Origin of the sequence: Streptomyces doebereineriae, from assembly GCF_031845645.1 — a bacterium.
Lineage (GTDB): Bacteria > Actinomycetota > Actinomycetes > Streptomycetales > Streptomycetaceae > Streptomyces > Streptomyces canus.
In genome coordinates, this window is the sequence record NZ_JAVREZ010000443.1 from 1 (window position 1) to 421 (window position 421).

General features: G+C 65.1%; 1 pseudogene. It reads right to left on the bottom strand.

The features are described 5' to 3' along the window. Positions 1 to 80: 80 nt before the first annotated feature. Positions 81 to 421 (bottom strand): annotated as a pseudogene (locus RNB18_RS52695) (aromatic ring-hydroxylating oxygenase subunit alpha); the annotation flags it as partial.

Consider the following 421-nt stretch of genomic DNA (forward strand, 5'->3'; position numbering starts at 1 on the left):
GAAGAGAAACGACAGGATCTCGTCGTCCGGAATCGGCCGCAGGACGGGGCGGACCCGGGGCGAAGTGTCAGCGGTCACGGTCATGCCTCCCCGCCGACGACGGCCGCCCACCGGGAGTAGAACCCGCGTTGTGGCGTCTCGGCGCTCTTGTCCCGGTTGATGATTCCGGTTTCGTCGGTAATGTCGTCACTCACGCCGCGAGCCAGTATCAGCCATTCCGGCAGTTCCGCGGCAAGCCCGGCTTGGTTGCGCATCCCGATCTCACCGTCATCGGCGATGAGGAAGCCCGCCGGGCCCATCGCACCTTCAGATCGGCGCAGTGTGCGTTCGTTGAGGCCATCCTGGCCCGGAATCAGTACCGCGGTGGTGTAGGCGATGGTCCGGTCGGGAGCCTGCGGCTCGACGAACATGACATTCATCT